Source organism: uncultured Gimesia sp. (genome assembly GCF_937910335.1).
Classification (GTDB): Bacteria; Planctomycetota; Planctomycetia; order Planctomycetales; family Planctomycetaceae; genus Gimesia.
This window is the reverse complement of record NZ_CALEMX010000472.1, coordinates 21,120-38,200: the sequence shown is the minus strand read 5'-3', so window position 1 is coordinate 38,200 and position 17,081 is coordinate 21,120. Positions and strand designations below refer to the sequence as shown.

At 45.4% G+C, this 17,081-nt stretch carries 14 protein-coding genes; 9 read left to right on the top strand and 5 right to left on the bottom strand.

Going from position 1 to position 17,081, the window contains the following annotated elements; genetic code table 11:
• Positions 1-48 precede the first annotated feature (48 nt).
• Positions 49-2,973, bottom strand: coding sequence for a leucine--tRNA ligase (leuS, locus tag Q0668_RS18950; RefSeq protein WP_298867504.1), 2,925 nt, complete (start codon positions 2,971-2,973; stop codon positions 49-51).
• A 301-nt stretch (positions 2,974-3,274) separates the two neighbouring features.
• Between leuS and Q0668_RS18945 the strand changes: the two genes are divergently transcribed.
• Positions 3,275-4,240, top strand: a complete 966-nt coding sequence (locus tag Q0668_RS18945) for a sugar phosphate isomerase/epimerase family protein (protein WP_298867502.1) — start codon at positions 3,275-3,277, stop codon at positions 4,238-4,240.
• 41 nt (positions 4,241-4,281) lie between these two features.
• Positions 4,282-4,671 carry a DUF5658 family protein gene (locus Q0668_RS18940; RefSeq protein WP_298867500.1) on the top strand — a complete coding sequence of 130 codons (390 nt, stop codon included), beginning with the start codon at positions 4,282-4,284 and terminating at the stop codon, positions 4,669-4,671.
• Between the two features lie 23 nt (positions 4,672-4,694).
• Here Q0668_RS18940 and Q0668_RS18935 read toward each other — a convergent pair whose 3' ends face one another.
• Entirely contained in the window at positions 4,695-5,426 is a 732-nt protein-coding gene (locus Q0668_RS18935; protein WP_298867498.1) for an RsmE family RNA methyltransferase, read from the bottom strand.
• Positions 5,427-5,706: 280 nt separating this feature from the next.
• Here Q0668_RS18935 and Q0668_RS18930 point away from each other — a divergent pair, with 280 nt between their 5' ends.
• Together Q0668_RS18930 and Q0668_RS18925 are read left to right on the top strand one after the other, a co-directional pair.
• Entirely contained in the window at positions 5,707-6,543 is an 837-nt protein-coding gene (locus tag Q0668_RS18930) for an AAA family ATPase (protein ID WP_298867496.1), read from the top strand.
• Positions 6,544-6,594: 51 nt separating this feature from the next.
• Positions 6,595-7,281 (top strand): HAD family hydrolase, encoded by a 687-nt coding sequence (locus Q0668_RS18925; RefSeq protein ID WP_298867494.1) that lies wholly within the window; start codon positions 6,595-6,597, stop codon positions 7,279-7,281.
• Between the two features lie 4 nt (positions 7,282-7,285).
• Here the strand turns inward: Q0668_RS18925 and Q0668_RS18920 are convergent, their stop codons facing one another.
• A complete protein-coding gene (locus tag Q0668_RS18920) occupies positions 7,286-7,972 on the bottom strand; it encodes an SOS response-associated peptidase (RefSeq protein WP_298867492.1) in 687 nt (228 codons plus the stop codon).
• 149 nt (positions 7,973-8,121) lie between these two features.
• Here Q0668_RS18920 and Q0668_RS18915 point away from each other — a divergent pair, with 149 nt between their 5' ends.
• Complete coding sequence (locus tag Q0668_RS18915) at positions 8,122-9,075, top strand: aldo/keto reductase (RefSeq protein WP_298867490.1); 954 nt, start codon at positions 8,122-8,124, stop codon at positions 9,073-9,075.
• A gap of 25 nt (positions 9,076-9,100) precedes the next feature.
• On the opposite strand, the gene Q0668_RS18910 is transcribed toward Q0668_RS18915, so the two are convergent.
• Positions 9,101-9,766 (bottom strand): response regulator transcription factor, encoded by a 666-nt coding sequence (locus Q0668_RS18910; protein WP_298867488.1) that lies wholly within the window; start codon positions 9,764-9,766, stop codon positions 9,101-9,103.
• Positions 9,767-10,876: 1,110 nt separating this feature from the next.
• On the opposite strand from Q0668_RS18910, the gene Q0668_RS18905 reads away from it, so the two are divergent.
• From Q0668_RS18905 to Q0668_RS18890, 4 genes are all read left to right on the top strand, one after another.
• Positions 10,877-11,365, top strand: coding sequence for a chemotaxis protein CheX (locus tag Q0668_RS18905; protein ID WP_298867486.1), 489 nt, complete (start codon positions 10,877-10,879; stop codon positions 11,363-11,365).
• 64 nt (positions 11,366-11,429) lie between these two features.
• Entirely contained in the window at positions 11,430-11,795 is a 366-nt protein-coding gene (locus tag Q0668_RS18900) for a response regulator (RefSeq protein ID WP_298867484.1), read from the top strand.
• A 132-nt stretch (positions 11,796-11,927) separates the two neighbouring features.
• The gene (locus Q0668_RS18895) at positions 11,928-13,901 is read left to right on the top strand and encodes a GGDEF domain-containing protein (RefSeq protein ID WP_298867483.1); all 1,974 of its coding nucleotides are present in this window, start codon (positions 11,928-11,930) and stop codon (positions 13,899-13,901) included.
• A gap of 186 nt (positions 13,902-14,087) precedes the next feature.
• A complete protein-coding gene (locus Q0668_RS18890; protein WP_298867481.1) occupies positions 14,088-15,524 on the top strand; it encodes a sodium:proton antiporter in 1,437 nt (478 codons plus the stop codon).
• Between the two features lie 127 nt (positions 15,525-15,651).
• On the opposite strand, the gene Q0668_RS18885 is transcribed toward Q0668_RS18890, so the two are convergent.
• The gene (locus tag Q0668_RS18885; protein ID WP_298867479.1) at positions 15,652-17,052 is read right to left on the bottom strand and encodes an SGNH/GDSL hydrolase family protein; all 1,401 of its coding nucleotides are present in this window, start codon (positions 17,050-17,052) and stop codon (positions 15,652-15,654) included.
• Positions 17,053-17,081: the final 29 nt, after the last annotated feature.

Genomic DNA, 17,081 nt, shown 5'->3' with positions numbered 1-17,081 from the left:
AGAAGACGAAAACAGGAGAGAGTCATTTCCACTCCCCTGCTTCCTCTTCTATTTCACAACAAAATTGACCATTCTGCCAGGAATGACGATGGCTTTGACAATCGTTTTCCCTTCAAGAAACTTGACAACCGTTTCATCCTGCTCTGCCGCCTGCTGCATCGTTGCCTGATCGGCGTCGGCCGCGACAGAAACTTTGGAACGTAATTTCCCGTTGACCTGAACGGGAATCTCCACAATTGATTCCTGCAATAACGATTCATCATAGATTGGCCAGGGCTGATACGCTAACGATTCGGTATTTCCCAGAACACTCCAGAGTTCTTCAGCTATATGGGGCGCAAATGGTGAAAGGAGCAACACGAACTCAGACAGGACGGCCTTGGATCTGCTTTTCTGTTGTCCCATCGCATTTGTAAATTCCATCATGCGGCTGATCGCCGTGTTGAGGGACAATTTTTCAATGTCTTCGGTGACTGCTTTGATCGTTTTATGTAAGATTCGTAACTGTTCTTCAGATGGTGCATCGTCCGTCACCGCTGCACTTAAGGTAACTTCTTCGTCGCGTTCCTCAATCATCAACCGCCAGACCCGCCCTAGGAATCGGCTGACTCCATCTAAGCCGCTCATGCTCCACGGTTTTGTAGCTTCCAATGGTCCCATAAACATTTCATAAATACGTAGAGAATCCGCACCATACTGTTCAACCACAAAATCAGGATTTACTACGTTTCCTCGCGCCTTCGACATCTTATAGGCGCGACTATTCACATAAATCGTGGAATCATCGACAAGCGTGAAATCCTCACCTTGCTTCTGTACCTGATCAGATTCCAGGCTCAGGATACTTACGGGCTTGCCTGACGATTTCTCAATCCATCCCGTGTCGAACTCATCTGATTCTTCAACGGCTTTGGAAGAAACCCAGGTACCGTCAGCTGTCTGAAATCCCGTCAATTCGACATCACCCAAAATCATGCCTTGATTGACCAACTTCTGGAATGGTTCAGCGCAAGTCACATGCCCGAGATCAAACAAAACCTGATGCCAGAAACGCGCGTAAAGCAAATGTAAAACCGCATGCTCGCCACCGCCAATATAAAGGTCCACGGGCAACCAGTTTTGTTCGTTCCTGAGATCGACGAACCGCTCATTGTTCTCTGGATCAGCAAACCGCAAATAATACCAGCAGGAGCCAGCCCATTGTGGCATGCTGTTCACTTCACGATAGAGACGCGTGCCATCAGAGTCGGTTTTATAGAGCCATTCTTCCGGAGCAGAAGAAAGTGGTGGCTCAGGCGTTCCTGTTGGTTTGTACTCTTTCAAGTCGGGTAATTCAACGGGCAAACTCTCTTCCGGATCGGGCCGCATCAAGCCTGTAATCTTTCCCTCGGCATCCAATTCATGCCAGATCGGAAATGGTTCGCCCCAAAAGTGCTGCCGACTGAAGAGCCAGTCGCGCAAACGATAGTTGACGGCCCCCTTACCAACCCCCTGCTCGATGAGGTTGGCTGTGATCTGTTTTTTGAAATCTGCCGTTTTCATTCCATCAAATTCACCAGAATGAATGGCCGTTCCCATTCCGGAAAACGGTGTTCGTTTTTCGCCATCGATTTCAGTTTCCAACGCCAACTCGTCTTTTGAAGGCTCATAATTGTCAGCAGGTTGCACAACAGGAATGATGGGTAAGCTGAATTCAACGGCAAATTCCCAATCGCGTAAGTCGTGCGCGGGAACCGCCATGATGGCACCGGTGCCGTAGCTGATCAAAACATAGTCGGCGATCCACACGGGAATCCGTGCCCCATTGACAGGATTCACGGCATAACTACCGGTAAAGACGCCCGTTTTTTCTTTGGCCAAATCGGTTCGATCGAGGTCGCTCTTGAGTGCTGCTTTCTGCCGATAGGCCTCAACGGCCTGTTTCTGATCGGCTATCGTCAACCGGTCTACAAACGGATGCTCCGGGGACAACACCATGTAGGTTGCCCCATATAATGTATCGGGGCGTGTCGTATAAATTCGCAACACGTCTGCCTCTGGCTCTTCTGAAAAGCCTGATGCGGCACGAGTTGACTTCCATGTTTCGAATGCCTGATCCAAATCTGTCGTTTGGTTTTCGGAGCCGATAAAGAAATCGACTTCAGCCCCTTCACTGCGACCAATCCAGTTTTTTTGCAACGATTTAATCGACTCAGACCAGTCAAGACCCTCAAGACCATCGATCAATCGGTCTCCATATTTTGTAATGCGGAGCATCCATTGCCGTAAGGGAATACGTTCGACAGGGTGATCGCCTCGCTCACTTTTTCCGTCGATGATTTCTTCATTCGCCAACACGGTTCCCAACGCGGAACACCAGTTAACGGGCGCCTCATGCTGATATGCTAAGCGATTACGGTTTTGATAATGGCGAATCGCTTCTTCACCTGCAAATTTTATTTTTTCGGGAATCGGCAACTCACTAATGGGCCTGGCACGACCCACACGTTTTTTACCATCGGGGCCTGTCCACTCGTTTTCCGGATCAAACCAGGACTCGAACAACTGGAGGAAGATCCATTGTGTCCAGCGGAAGTATTCTGGATCGGTAGTAGAAAACTCGCGGCTCCAGTCATAGCTGAAACCCAACATTTTTAGCTGGCGACGAAATGTGTCGATATTTTTCTGCGTCGTAATCCGCGGAGGGGTGCCTGTTTTGATGGCATGCTGCTCGGCGGGCAAACCAAAGGCATCCCAACCCATCGGATGCAAAACCTGTTTACCCTGCATACGAGCGTGACGGCATACAATGTCTGTTGCCGTATAGCCTTCCGGATGACCCACATGTAAACCATCGCCTGAAGGATAGGGAAACATATCAAGCACATAGAGCTTTTCTTTGCCTTCAACAAATTCTCCCGTCTTGAAAGTTTCGTGCTGATCCCAATATGTCTGCCATTTGGTTTCGATCCGCTTGGCGTCGTAACGAGGCATTGTGTCCGGTCTTCCTAATAGGTCATGGGCACGATGGCCCGGTCAAAATTCAGTTACCAATTTGCGAGGAAAATTCCCTGGCCGCATATCGTAACAAACAAACAGGTAGGCTGTCAGTGATGGCTACAATAATAGAGTTAGTTTAGCCATCCGTGGAAACTTTGCAATTCTGCCTGTTTTTGATATCGAGGGTTTCTTTACCGCCTGTGATTTGTCAAAATAAACAAGCCTCTTTTCCTAGTAGAGTGGCAACTTACCTTAACCATCTCAATTTCATTGACTCACATCTGGAGTAAACATAATGGCAGTTGATTCACCGACCCTGGATCATAACGAATCCAACAGGCGTGATTTCCTGAAAACCACTTCGCTTTGGGGCTGGGGCGCTTTGACAGCTGGCACCTTGATTTCAGACACCACATTGGCGGCAGGAGTTCAGAAAAAAGACGCATCGAAGAAGCTGAAACTGAGTCTGGCCGCTTATTCTTTCCATCGTTATATGCAACATAACTGGCCGAAGCCACGCCCCAGGAAAACGAAAGCCACCATGGATATCATGGATTTCGTTCGCTACTGCGGCAAATTGAAACTGGATGGCTGTGAATTGACCAGCTATTACTTTCCGAATCCCGTCAGCAATGACTACCTGAAAAAGACACGCGATCTGGCGGGATCACTCGGCATGGAAGTATCCGGCACCGCCATTGGCAACGATTTCTGCTTACCCCTGGGAACAGCCCGTGATGAGCAACTGCAAATGACGCGCAAGTGGATTGATTACTCCGCCATTCTGGGCGCGCCCGTGATTCGTATTTTCGCAGGCAGAGTTCCTAAAGGGGGCAATGAAGCCGAGGCAATCCGCATGTGCCAGAAAGGCATTAACGAATCCCTCAAATATGCAGAACAAAAAGGAGTCAGTCTGGCGCTGGAGAATCATGGAGGGATCACTTCTACTCCCGCGCAGATGATGAGAATTATTGACGGTATTAATAAAGCACCGAATTTCGGCATTAACTTTGACAGTGGAAATTTCCGAACGGAAGACCCCTATGCCGATCTAGAGAAAATTGCACCGCTGGCGATCAATGCGCAAATCAAAGTAGAAATGGGAGTGAGAGGTAAAGAGGTTCCCGCTGATATTCCACGCATCATTAAAATTCTAAAAGATGCGCACTACAAAAACTTTCTCGTTCTTGAGTATGAAGCGAAAGAAGAACCCAAGGCAGCCATTCCGGCTTACATAGATCAACTGCGTAAACTGGTTTAGCGGTACTTCTACTTTGGTCTTTGGTTAAGTGAGAGTCAGTCATGGAAGAAACTCCTTCTGAAGAGAAAAAGAGTGGCTCTTTCTGGAGTCGTCAATTGCCGCTGGAGCGCGAGACCAGCGTTTTTATTTTGGTTAATGCCCTTGATGTCTTCATGACGTATCTGCTTCTGAGGACTAACCAACAACCCGGGGGTTCGAATTATATCGTTGAATCGAACCAGATTGCGAATTACTTTATTGCCGGTTGGGGCATTAAAGGCATGGTCTATTTCAAATTTGGACTGGTGGCCGTTGTCACTGTGATTGCACAAATTGTGTTCACAAAGAGACCAACAACAGCGCGATTATTGTTGAATCTTGGCTCACTGGTGGTTGCTGCGGTCGTGATTTATAGTTTCATGCTCTACGTCCGGGAGGGACATCTTGGCTGATTTAAGCGATATCTTTTTACGCATCATTCAGGCTTGTTGGATGTAAGGCGAATCAGTCCGGCGAATACAATGGCTGCGGTTTCAATCCGTAATATACCCTTACTTAATTTGACCGACTTCGCTCCTTTATCTATCGCGGAATTGAGTTCCTCAGAAGAGAAGCCCCCTTCCGGACCAATCATCAGAATCACAGGGCTCATCACCAGATTCGTCTCAGTCTGGCACAAAAGGTCTAAGGCACTTCCATTCGGGTCGGCAATCAACAAATGACAGTCCGGCTGGCATGTTTCTTCTAAAAAATCTTCCCATGTCTGCAAAGGGGCCAATTCCATCAAGCGAGTCTGCCCCGACTGTTTTGCCGCAGCCACAATTGTTTGTTGTAATTTTTTCAAACGATTCTCGCCGGGATCAACACTGCTGCGTTCTGTGATGAGAGGCACTAATCTGGTAACACCCAGTTCCGCCGCTTTCTCAACCAGCCAGCGAAATCGATCTCCCTTGGGAACCGCTGTAGCTAAAATCAGAGGAACCTGAGTATTCGCTTGAACTTCGAGTCGCTCTGTGATCTTGATTTCGACCGTTTTTCGTCCCGTTTTTGTAATCTCCGCTTCTGCCTCGGCTCCTGTCCCATTAAATACCAGCAGAGTATCGCCTGCCTGCATTCGTAAAACATGCAGCAAATGATGGGCTTCACTGCCTTCCAGAAGTAGTCGATCTGGTTCAAATGAACCTGGGAAGAAAAAACGGTGCGGCATAAATATCTCGAGAAGAGGCGGAACCAAGAAACTTTAAGCTCTTTAAAATACGTAAGTTGAGAAAAAAAGAATAGACAGACGGGGATCAGTCATGCCGATAGCACTGAAAGGCCGATTTTAATCATACGGGAATCTCCCCGCTCAGTGGTCTCTCAAATCGATGACCCTGAACGTGTCGATCCCCGTTTATGGATGGTATCTCGTTTCCTGTGCCTTATGCAAGGAGCAGAGAATCAGAACAAGAGGTTCGAACTCAAAATCAACAGGTCAAAAGAGAATCATGTATTGCGATTTCTGGAATTTGACACACGCTCCGTTTCATCAACAACTGGATCTGGATTTCTTTTTCGAAAGTGAAATCCATGAAGAGGCATTAGCCCGCTTACTTTATGTAGCGGATGAGCAAAAAAAATGTTCCCTCTTCACAGGACCATCGGGAACAGGTAAGACGCTGACGCTCAAAGTGCTGCAGCACTTATCCAAAAGGAGTCCGCACCACTGCGAATATTTTGATCTGCTGGGACTGGGTGAAGAAGAATTTCTATGGCAGTTGTGCGCTCAGTTTCGCCTGGGCCCCGCTTATGATACCAGACCAGCTCAACTCTGGAGAATGCTGACGGATTACCTGACTGGCTTGCAGTTGACGCAGGATCGTGTGATCCTGCTTCTGGATCACGTCGACGAGAGTCGTTCCGGATGTCACAATACAATTGAACGATTGCTCCATACTGGAAACCAGCGGCACACTTCATTATCCATCGTAACGACATTCGAAAATCTGAATTCGGAAGCTGCGAATGCTGTAACCCGTTTCTCTGATCTGGCGATTGAACTCACTCCCTTCGATCTGAAAACGACTGAAAACTACATCGCTCACCGTCTCAATGTATCAGGTCGCACAAAGCCACTCTTCACCGTTGATGCCTTCGAGGAAATTCATAAGGAGACGAAGGGCGTACTCAAAAAAGTGAATCAGCTTTGTGATCTGGCGCTGCTGGCAGGATATGAGCAAAATCTGCCGGAAATAGGCTCGGAAGTGATCTCCCGAGCAGGAACTGAAATAAAAACAGCTCCTCTTTCAATAAACCGCATTTCCGAAGTCGTTCAAGGTGTCTAGAATAGTGTGTGTTAAAACTCACTCACGTCACCTTTGAATCATTCACTGAAAATGCATATTTGTTTATTTGATATTGATGGTACCTTGCTCGATACCGGTGGTGCCGGCCAACGGTCGATCCTGCATATGCTGGAAGAAGAGTTTCAGGTTTCCGCGCCCGTTGAGGGCATTCCGACTGCTGGTAGAACCGATCATGCCATCATGGTAGATCTGTTTGAATATTTCGATATTCCCAACACAAGTCAGAATCGAAAACGATTTGAGAGAGCCTATCTTGACTTGCTAGCAGAAAAACTGAAAGAACAAAAAGGCCATGTTCTGCCGGGAATCAAGTCGATTCTGGAATCGCTCTCAGAACGCGCTCATGTTGATCTTGGTCTACTGACCGGTAATTTCGAACATGGTGCCCGGAAGAAACTGAAACACTATGACCTGAATCATTTCTTTGACTTTGGCGCATACGGTGATCATCATTCAGACCGCAATGATGTCGCTCATGAAGCTCTCAAACAGATTCAAAAACGCCACGCTCCGGAATTAGTGGAAGCGGCAACGGTTTGGGTAATTGGAGACACTCCCAGTGATATCCACTGCGCCCGCGCTATCGAAGCAAACGTGATTGCGGTCGCTACGGGAGTTTATCCCCTGGAAGATCTGAGAAAATGCGAACCAGATTATCTGTTTGCCCATTTTGAAGAGAGCGAGCCCCTGCTTTCGCTGTTCCAGTCTCCCCATTAATCCTTCAAAAAAGAGTTTTCTGCTCCTGAGTTGGTACAATGCATTCCGGAGAATCATGGGTGACTTTATTCACATAAGAACTGACGGGAAAAATCTGCATTTCTTCTGCAGGGAAGGTCTGGAGCAATCGTTCCAGCTGCGGAGTGGGTGTGGTTTCGGAACTGAGCCAACGACCGAACTGATTCGGACGCAGAATCACGGGCATTCTGGGATGAATAGTTTCGAGCAATGTATTCGCGGCCGTGGTTAAGACCGAGCAGGTTTCCAGTTCTGTCCCATCAGGACTCTGCCACTGCTCCCAGATACCCGCCATCGCAAACAACGGTTCATCCTTTAATCGAATACACATCGCCTGCCGGGAACGATTTCCCGTACTTTTCCATTCATAAAACCCGTTCGCAGGAATGAGACACCTGCGATAGCGAAACGCATTTTTAAATGCCGGCTTTATTGATGCCGTTTCAGAACGAGCATTGATCATCGCATGACCTGGTGCGAGATTTTTTGACCAGCCTGGAATTAACCCCCACTGAAAATGACTTACGTTGAAACCGTGATGATCATGGGAGATCGCCAATACAGGTTGCGAAGGGGCAATATTGTATCGGGGAGCAATGCGCGGAAAATTGACCATGTGAAATAATTTCATGATCTCTGCGTCAGGCGAAAATAAGAAAAACCGAGCACACATAATCTCTTTAAGCCTTCATTTGTTTTGGGCAAACAATATGATGTTCTTTAAAGCGTCTGTTCTCTATCGTAATTCAATTTGGATCGAATCTCCATTCACCGGTTACAAGACATTATATCAATTTCGAATCTCCAACAGGAAGATATCAGATGACCCTCTTGCGAAATATTGGAAATACGAACATTCAGATTACGCCAATCGCGATGGGCTGCTGGCCAATTTCGGGAGTCACGAGTGTTGATGTGACCGAGCAGGCAAGTTTGGCTACCTTAAACGCGGCCTTTGATTCAGGGATCCACTTTTTTGACACCGCTTATTGTTATGGCTATGAAGGAGAAAGTGAGCGATTGATTGCCAGAGCTTTAGGAGAGAAGCGAGACCAGATCGTCATCGCTACGAAAGGAGGCATCCACTGGTCTGGTACGAAACAGATACGCGATGCTTCGCCTGAGAGAATCAAAAGGGAATGCGATGAGAGCCTGGAGCGACTTAATACAGACCGGGTGGAACTTTACTATTTGCATGGTCCTGATCCTGAAATTCCTGTCAGTGATTCAGCGGGCGCTTTTAAAGAATTGCTGGAGGCGGGTAAAATTCTTTCTGTGGGTGTTTCGAATTTCACTCTGGATCAACTTCAGGAGTTTGCGGCTGTCTGTCCAATCTCTGCTTACCAACCTCGATACAATATGCTCCAGCGAGAAATCGAAGCGGACCGACTGCCCTGGTGTATCGAGAATCAGGTTTCGGTCATGGTCTATTGGCCTTTGATGAAAGGTTTACTAGCCGGAAAGTTAGCGCGCTATCATCAATTTGCTCCCGAGGACGGCAGACAAAAATATCCGATGTTTCATGGAGAAGAATGGGAAAAAAACCAGGATTTCCTGGACCAGTTGCGTTCTCTGGCAGAAGAATTCAATTGCACGATTGCTCAAGTAGTGATTCGCTGGACGATTCAGCAAACAGGAATCACATGCGCATTATGTGGAGCAAAGCGACCTGAGCAGATTGAAGAGAACGCAGAAGTTTTGAACTTTGAACTATCGGCTTCACAAATTGAATCGATCAATCATCTGATCCAGCAGCGCGGACCGATATGCTCCTGAGCGAAATAATATCACTGACACCAACTTAGGGAAGTGTCAAACCTTCACGAATGGAATACCGGGCCAATTCTACTCGATCATGAATTCCCAGTTTATGCATGATACGGTATTTATGACTGTCGATTGATTTTTCAGAAAGGTGCATTGAACGAGCCACTTCCTTGACACTTTTTCCGCGCGCCAGATGCCGGAGTACTTCAATCTGCCGAGAAGTCAGTGATGCCAGCATGCTTTCTGAATGAATTAAATAACGATTCTGCTTGTGATCAAAAATCAGTCGTTCCTGAACCGATTGAGAAAAGCAATATTCACCTCGGGCCGCTTTTTTGATTGCGTGAATCAGAGATTCAATCGGCTCGCCTTTCAAAAGATAACCGACTGCATTCACCCTTAATGCCAATTCAATGAAAATATCAGAGAGATAACCCGTCAGAAAAATCATCTTTGTGTTTTTTAATTTCGTTGAAATTTCTTGTCCGATATCAAATGATCCTCTGCCCGGTAATTCGACATCCAGAATCACAACATCCGGCTCGGTTTCCAGAATTAAAGCCAAACCCTGATCAGCATCTGTTGCCGTTCCCACAACATCGATTCCAGAGTCTTTTTGGAATCGCGAAACTAATGAATCAACAAGCATGGCATGGTCGTCTACGATTACAACTCGTATCAGATCAGTTGAAGTAAGCATGGTGGCTCCCGGATAATTTTAATTACTAGAAATGATAGATATCAATTTACTTATGGTTCCATCTACATTCAGCATCTCTTATTTTCCCTCTAAAAAATCTCTGCATTTCTTAGAGAGCTCATGCACATCATTTGTTGCGGATTCAATCAATGGATCTAGATCTGTTAATATTCCGGCTATCTCTGGCTGTGTCTCATTGGAGGGTAATGCCGCTAGAAATTCACTCTGGCATTGTAAAACCGTTAAAAAATTATTCAATCGATGACATGTTGTTATTACATTTTGAGCAAATTCAATCGGGTCTGGGTGAAATGACTCAATCATTGGCTTTCAAACTCTTGAATTTTTAAAACTAGACAACTATTCGAATATATCAGCACGCAAGTACTAAGAACTGAAAGGGTTTCTTCGTTACTGAGGAGAGAAACCATGATAAGTTATCTGGAAATGTAATTGAAAATACGTTTCGAATCAAAACATCTACATCGCAATTGATAAGTATGAAGCTGTACTATCAACATCCATCTACCTATCGTATACCATTTTCATTTCATGGCTCAACTGCAATCCAAAGCAATTTTGAAGTATAAATATTTATATTTCTATACTATCGTGAACGCTGCGAAACGGATCGAATTAAACAAACGCTGATTGTTATTCAGAGCTGTTTATCTTTTTTGCTTCTTGGTTCCACTACCTCATATTTGTCGAAGCAGGCACATTTCTACCAACCAAATCCTGAAGCTAAAGACATTTCTCGACATTATTGTCTGCAATTCTTCGCTTCCTGATCAGATTTCAGATGAGATGCCAACATCCCGTAGGGGTAATACCTCCATTATATTCAGCAAATTCGACATATGCGGCAATGTTTCTCCGGCCCTGTAATTTTTATTGCGAATATCGTGTTGATATTTTGGCACATGTATTTTTTCGTGATCTATGTTTTACATACACAATTATTGGAACGCACGGCTTATCACTCAACTAACCAATGTTGAATTCTGTGATCAATCTTAGAGTTCCATCTCTTGGCTACACTTTTGAGGTTCATCTAAAAGAATTGAAAAAACGTATTTGTACTATTCGTAATAAAACAGGAAATTGATAATGACGTCAACCATTGCAGGTAAATCGGAGCTCACTGCCGAATTTGTGAATCCTATCATCAGCTCAACAATCTCAGTTTTTGATATGATGCTGGGATGTACTCCAAAACGTACAGGACTGAGCTTGAAATCAGATCATATTCCACAACATGAATTGAGCGCTGTGATTGGAATTTCGGGAAAAGCAGCCGGAACTCTAGTCCTAAGTTTATCAAAAAGCGTAGGCATTGGAATTTTGGATCGTCTCTTGGGTATTACAACGGACGAACTCAATGATGAGGTCTGCGATGCCGTTTGTGAATTAGCAAATATGATCGCGGGCTCAGCAAAAGCCCAACTGGAGCACCTGGAAGCTTCAATCAGTATTCCGAATATCATTACCGGAGTAGGACACGCCGTACATTACCCTTCGAATGTTTCACCTATTTGCATCGCGTTTGATTCAGAAATTGGAACCTTCACGATCGAGGCAGGATTTTCTGATCGATAAAACACTAACTTAACTAACACTTTTTTTTGAACAATTTAATGACTTAAAGATAAAGGCCATTCCAATGAAAGTTTTACTTGTTGACGACTCAGGAACAATGAGAACGATCCAGAAACGATGTTTGTCGAAACTAGGTATCGAAGATGTAACTGAAGCGGAAGATGGAGTTCAGGCGTTAGAGTTATACAATGCTGGCACGTTCGATATTGTTCTGAGCGACTGGAACATGCCCAATATGGATGGGCTTCAGCTCCTGAAAGAAATCCGTCTGCTTAACAAAGAAATTCCTATCATTATGATTACAACCGAAGCCGAACGTGCACGCGTAGTCATAGCAATTCAGGCAGGTGTTTCTGACTATCTTGTAAAACCATTTACACCAGACAGTTTGAAAAGCAAGTTAGAACGCTGGGTCACAACAAACGCATAAAGTATATGGCGATTGAGATCCTATTACATGATGTTGAATGCATCATCAAAAAAACAGAGCTGTCTAGTTAAGATGCATTTTTTTGAAAATTGCTAATATTCATTGAATTGCATCACCTAAAGGTCAGAGATAATGATTTCTCCGGAAAAAATTTGGTCGTCGGATCAATTACCAACCTTACCTGCCGTCGCGGTCAGGTTGTTGTACCTTTCTAAAAATCCAGATACCGATATCAGCGAAGTGATCGAGACGATCAAAGCAGACCCTGCCATCACAGCCAAAATTCTGAAAGCCAGCAATTCTTCTTTTTTTGGCCTAAGGTCGGATTGTAAAGGCATAGAACGCGCTGTTCCTCTTTTGGGAACCATGGTTGTTACCTCTCTGGCGTTGAGTTTTTCGCTCTCGGAATCAGCAATCAATGCAGGACCGCTCAAAGTACGATTCGATTCTTACTGGAAACAGTCGATCGTCCAATCTGCAGCAGCAGAGTTATTAGCTTCGAGACTGGGGAATGAATTAAAATACGACAGCTTTCTGATTGGTTTGTTACAGGATATCGGCTATCTTGCAATGCTCCGTTCCATCCCCGACGATCTCGTTCCGGTACTTGAGCAAGCTGAAACACAAGAAAGAGAATGTGCTGAAGTCGAAACAGAAGTTTTGGGAGTCAATCATTGTGAAGTCGGCGTCAAAATGATGGAACGCTGGGAGCTGCCAGAACAATTCAAAAGTGCTATTGAACACCATCATGACACACTCGAACAATTAAAAGCACTCTCGTCACACCCCCATTTCAATCTGATCATTACCATAGCATCTTCGGCAGCAATCGGTGATTATTTCTGTTCTACCAATAGTGGATTAGCCTTAAATCGACTCCAGGAATTGACATCAGAATTCTTCAATATGCCCTATGAAGAGCTGCACGGTTTTCTTGAACAAGTCCAGTCACGATTTGAAGAAGCAGCGCAAATATTTTCGGTCAATATGGATGATATCGGATCACCATACGATATTATGGCTACCGCTAACGAACAATTACTCAAATTGACCATGAAAGCTCAGGTCGATTCGAATCAAGCATCCGCGCGCCAAGCTGTCGTCGAAGAACAAAAAATAAAACTGGAATCGGAAAATAAACAACTGCAGAGTAAAGCAATCCACGACCCTCTTACAATGGTTTATAACCGAAGTTATTTTAACGAAGCCTTTGAAAAAGAGCTTTATCATTGTGCTCGCTTTGCACGGCCAATTGGAATCATTTTTTCAGACATTGATCGATTTAAACAACTAAATGACACATACGGTCATCAGTTTGGAGACCTGGCATTACAGCGCATCGCCAAAGTTGCCAGCGAATCGACACGTCGATCTGACGTATTCTGCCGCTATGGTGGTGAAGAATTTGTGATCCTGGCGAATAACCCTTCAGAAAATGGTATTCGGGAGCTATCAGAAAGACTGCGGACTCTCATTGAAAACGAATTCATTGAGTTTGAAGGGAAACGCGTACCAGTGACAGCCAGTTTGGGAGCTGTTGTCGGCATTCCACCTCGTGACATCACAGGCTATGCAGAACGCCTGATCGCTGAGTCTGATCAGGCGATGTATGAATCGAAGGAAAAGGGAAGAAATCAAGTACAAATCCGTAGCATCATCAGCAAGGATGATCAGGAACTACAACAACTGGTCAAACGCAATAGATTCAGTCGCTGGCTCGTGACTAAGAAAATCTTCGATATTCCAACTATTTCCAAAGCACTTCTGAAATGCCCTGAGCAAGAAAAGCGGGCGAAAACAGGCGAACTTGCTATTGCCGAAAAATTATTAACGGATCTACAAGTCACCAATATTTTGGATCTTCAGAAAGAAAGTGGCAAACGGTTTGGGGACGCTGCTATACAGTTGAATTTACTGACTCAACAACAGGTTTCCTATCTGCTGGCATTGCAGATTGAACCACCCATTACACTGGGAAAAACCCTGATCACACTCAAGCTTCTTGAGAGTTCGCATACTGCTGAGCTCATCAAACAATACCTGATAGATATGAAACCCGCTTTGAATCCGGCGAAAGTACAACATTGCGGGGTTTCGAATTCATAAACGCAATCTAAAATCATTCTGATCTGGACATTGTAGAGAGACTCCGATCATGACATAATTCAGGATTTTATAGATTGCCATCAAAACACTACGCTTTTGCACACATCACTCAAAATGAAAACGGATTTTCGAATCCTCACCCACACACATTAATCCCCAGAGACTAGAGAATGGAGGGCGATTGAGATGAGCTTAATCGCTGATACACGGGCGCAATTGGAAGCAACAACCTTAACATCGACATCAGAAGTACCCCATGATGAGCACCACGTACAGGCAGAACCACCTGCTTTTTACAGTGTCATTCCGTTCGCCGCTCTCTTGTTATGCATCGCATTTCTCCCCTTAATCCATAAAACCGAAGAATGGTGGGAGCATAATAAAAACCGCTTGCTGGTAGCCGTCAGCCTGGGGTTAGTCACATTACTTTACTATACGTTCTTGTACGGGCATGGTGTGGTAGACCATGGCACTCATGAACTGTCGGCTCCGGGATTTCCTGCTGCCATCGTGGTGCTTAAAAATGCGTTGCTGGTCGAATATATTCCGTTTATTGCACTGCTTTTCAGCTTATACGTGATTAGTGGTGGAATTGCCTTTAATGGCCATCTGGTAGGCCGCCCTGCTCTGAATACAGGTATCATTGCCATCGGTGCAGCGATCGCCAGTTTTATCGGAACCACTGGCGCTGCGATGTTACTGATTCGACCACTCCTCAAAGCGAATCAAAAACGTAACTATGTTGCCCATACCGTCATTTTCTTTATTTTTGTCGTTTGTAATACGGGGGGCTGTCTACTTCCCATCGGCGATCCCCCCTTGTTTCTAGGATTCCTCAGAGGAGTGCCTTTCACCTGGACTCTCACACTCTGGCCCATGTGGCTGGCGATGAACCTGTCGCTGCTGGTGATTTATTTCCTGTACGATACAATTCGTTATAAAAAAGAAAATAAGGAAAATGTCGAAGCGATTCCTGAAACGATCGAGCCATTTGCACTCAGAGGAGGCGTTAACTTCCTATGGTTGCTGTTAGTCATATTTTGTGTGGCACTGCTCGACCCTTCGAAGCCTTTTCCGGGCACAGACTGGCATGCTCCTCATTTTTTTCGAGAAGTCTGCATGTTTCTGCTCGCGGGGATCTCGTTGTTAACGACTTCAAAAAGCATTCGCAAACAGAACTCCTTCAACTATGAAGCGATTTTGGAAGTGGCAGCACTGTTTGTTGGCATCTTTATCTGTATGCAGGCCCCCGTCCAAATCCTGAATGTCAATGGCGCCTCGCTGGGAATTGATTCTCCCTGGAAATTTTACTGGGCCACAGGCATTCTCTCCAGCTTCCTGGACAATGCCCCTACTTATGTAGTCTTTTTCGAAACGGCAAAAGCAGCGGGTACCAACGGGCCTGCCATCGCTGGTGTCAATGAAGTCTCGCTAGTTGCCATCAGTCTCGGTGCCGTCTTTATGGGAGCTATGACATATATCGGCAATGGGCCTAACTTCATGGTCAAAGCCATCGCAGAAAAGAATAACATTCGCATGCCCAGCTTTTTTGGTTTTATGGCCTATAGCTGTGCCGTCCTGCTACCACTTTCTGTGGTATTGACTTTTGTGTTTCTACTCTGATTACGAATCTGAAACCAAAATCAATCCACAACACCACGCAGTAAAAACAATAACAGCCAGAAGTGATTTCACTTCTGGCTGTCTGCTTTTCGCTCTCTAAAAATTGGTAACTTAACTCTCAGTTGAGTTATTTCTTCTTCCTGGTCGCAACCACTTTTTTCAACACATATTTACGAGCCACTGGTTGATTGACCTTGAAAATCTTGTCTTCCAATGCCAAATCGGCAGCTTCGCTTTCCTTGATCGTCTTTTCGTGATCTTTGAGCTGAGTTTCGAAGGCTTTCAATTTCGCCAGATCTTCTTCATTCTTTTGGCCAGATGCGTCTACTACGCGTTTCAAACGTGCATACCCTTGAAAGGCATGCCAACTGTTGCGTTTGTTCTTTACCGGCCCCTCGTTTCGCTCTTTATTCAACAGTGCTACTTCCATCGCCTGCTGATACTGCGGGGTCTTCGCATTACTCTGCAATTCAATATGCCGTGCCAGCGCGATGTTGGAATACTGGCCGACAGCTTCACCATCTATCGAAAGTTCATAACGACCGGCAGGCAAATCATGAATCGAAAGCGATTCCTGACTCATCCGATGTCCCAACTTAGTAAGTTTTGCTCCCAGTTCTGCCTTAGCTGGTACGACCCAGGGCAAACTCTTTGACAGCCATGTGAAAGAAACACCTTCATCGGTCTGCTTCAGATCTGAAAGCGTGCCCCCTTTGGCAGTGGCAGCCAGATTGCCTTTGGCATTTTTACTGATGTTAATTCTTGATACCTGACGCTGAACGTTCATGTCAGATAACAGCGCATATGCCATTACGACCTGACCTGGTGGATCTGGATGGACAGCGTCTTCGATAATTGTGAAGGTCGGGTCCTTCTGTCGCGCTGCCAACGTAATGTTATTCAGCGGGCTGTACATGTCAACGAAACCAAAGCCGGACTCCGCAGCTACTTCACGCAGCCACGTTCCATAATAGGCCAGCACAGAGTTGTATAATTCTGTTGCAACCGGATTTCGTTTCCGTTTTGTCAAACGGGCCGCTCGAGCGTCAAACATCGTCGGCGTCATTAGAATCGGTTGAGCGCCAATTGTTTCAATTTTTGAAATCAATTCCTTCATATCCTTATAATAGGTCTCAAAAATCATGTCATTGAACGGCTGATACTGACCGTCATTCATGCCTAATAAAACAGTCACATACTTTGGTTTATAAGCAGCCACGTCACGATCAAAGCGGGCCAGCGCATCCCAGGCCTTGGCTCCACCAACACCCGAGTTATGAAATTTCAACCGCATTTCGGGAAATCGTGTATAGAAATAATCTTCTACGTACTGAGTATAGAGACATTGATGTGTGATACTGTCTCCCAGAAAGACAATCGAATCTCCTGATTTCAGGTCCAGCTTTGCCAGTGGAGCCTTGTGTTTTTGTTGTTGTGCTTCCTGTGCCTGCACGAAATTCAGTGTCTGTGAAAGCAAAAGCATTGCCAGTACACAGATCAGTTTTTTTCTGATCAGAGAATAACTCATGATGTTTCCCTTACTTCGAATATAGAAAA